General features: G+C 66.0%; 2 protein-coding genes and 1 pseudogene. 1 reads left to right on the top strand and 2 read right to left on the bottom strand.

Annotated features, from left to right (window positions below; translation table 11 throughout):
• Positions 1 to 703, top strand: a pseudogene (gene smeF, locus AC1VAN_RS21000) (multidrug efflux RND transporter outer membrane subunit SmeF); the annotation flags it as partial.
• Between the two features lie 103 nt (positions 704 to 806).
• On the opposite strand, the gene AC1VAN_RS21005 reads toward smeF, so the two are convergent.
• On the bottom strand, positions 807 to 1,229 hold the full coding sequence (locus AC1VAN_RS21005) for a low affinity iron permease family protein (RefSeq protein WP_025877275.1): 423 nt from the start codon (positions 1,227 to 1,229) through the stop codon (positions 807 to 809).
• Positions 1,230 to 1,301: 72 nt separating this feature from the next.
• Positions 1,302 to 1,628, bottom strand: coding sequence for a hypothetical protein (locus AC1VAN_RS21010; protein WP_025877273.1), 327 nt, complete (start codon positions 1,626 to 1,628; stop codon positions 1,302 to 1,304).
• Between the last annotated feature and the right edge of the window lie 48 nt (positions 1,629 to 1,676).

Here is a 1,676-nt window from a genome sequence, read left to right on the forward strand (position 1 = left end):
CCTGCGTGGGCAGCTGGCCCAGGACCGCAACGCGCTGGCGCTGCTGGCCGGTGGCCAGCTGGATCCGGCGCTGCTGCCGGACAGCATCGCGCCGCAGGTGCTTGCGTTGGCACCACCGCCGGCTGGCCTGCCCAGCGACGTGCTGCTGCAGCGCCCGGACATCATGGCGGCGGAGCATCAGCTGTTGGCGGCCAATGCCAACATCGGTGCCGCACGCGCTGCCTTCTTCCCCAGCATCTCGCTGACCGGCAGCATCGGCAGTGGTTCGGGTGAATTGTCCGGCCTGTTCGACAGCGGTACGCGGGTGTGGAGCTTCCTGCCGAAGATCACCTTGCCGATCTTCCAGGGCGGCAAGCTGCGCGCGAACCTGGCCGTGGCCAACGCCGATCGTGATATCGCACTCGCGCAGTACGAAAAGTCGATCCAGAGTGGTTTCCGCGAAACCGCCGATGCGCTGGCATTGAATGTCAGCCTGGATGAACAGGCGGCCTCGCAGCAGCGCCTGGTGGAAGCGGCCGAGCAGGCCAACCGCCTGTCGCAGGCGCGCTATGACGCGGGCCTGGACAGCTTCGTCACCCTGCTGGATGCACGTCGTACCGCCTACAACGCGCAGCAGAGCCAGCTGCAGACGCAGCTTGCGCAGCAGGCCAACCGCATCACGCTGTACAAGGTGCTGGGCGGCGGCTGGCACGAGCGCGGGTAAGCGCGCAGACCGGTAGTGCCGGCCGCTGGCCGGCAGCGCGCGGGATCAACAGGGATCGTGCAGTTGCCGGCCAGCGGCCGGCGCTACCGGTCAATGAGCAGGGCTACACCGCTTCGTCGTCGCGCCGCTCGGTGCGGCAGGCGCGTACCCGCGTCAATGCGTCGCCGGCTTCGCGCGCCATCCTTTCGTACTCGGCGCGGATCTCTTCCAGGCGCTCTTCGTCCAGCTCTTCCAGGTCCAGCAGCTCGTTGTTGGCCTCGGCGGTGGCGCGGATCAGCTCGTCCAGCTTGATCTGCATCGCCGCGGTGTCCGAGTTCTGCGTGTGCTGGATCAGGAACACCATCAGGAAGGTGATGATGGTGGTGCCGGTGTTGATCACCAGCTGCCAGGTGTCGTTGAACTTGAATATGGGGCCGCTGATGCCCCACAGCACGACGATCGATACTGCGGCCAGGAAGGTCCACGGCGAGCCGGTGGCGGCCGCGGCCTTCTTGGCGATCGTATTGAACAGGTTCCTTGCGCTCATCGTCATCGTTCCACGGGAATGGCGACGATCATCGGCACATGGCCGTGCAGGTGCCGTGCAGCAGGCGTGGACTCAGGCGCGCAGGCGCGGTGCTTCCTGGCTGCGCACCGGGCTGGCCAGGTAGACGTGCTGCCAGCAGCGTTCGACGAATTCGCGGGCCTGCGCTTCACTCAGGCGCGGCATGATCTGCAGGGCGTACTGGGTCTGGAACAGCTCATCGCGCTGGGCGTTGCTGGCGCGTGGCTGGGTGATCAGCGAATCACAGGCGAACTTGATCCACGGKACATAGGTGCCGAACGAGGTGTGCGCGAGTGCGCCATCGGCGTGCTGGCGGCGCCAGTAATCCAGCTCCGCATCGACATTGATGACAGGGGGAATGGCGGGAACTTCAGCGTGCATGACGATCCAATCGGTTGGAGGTGAAGGGAGTGGGGGCCCATTACAGTG

This window comes from Stenotrophomonas sp. 05L44_2 (genome assembly GCF_056665995.1).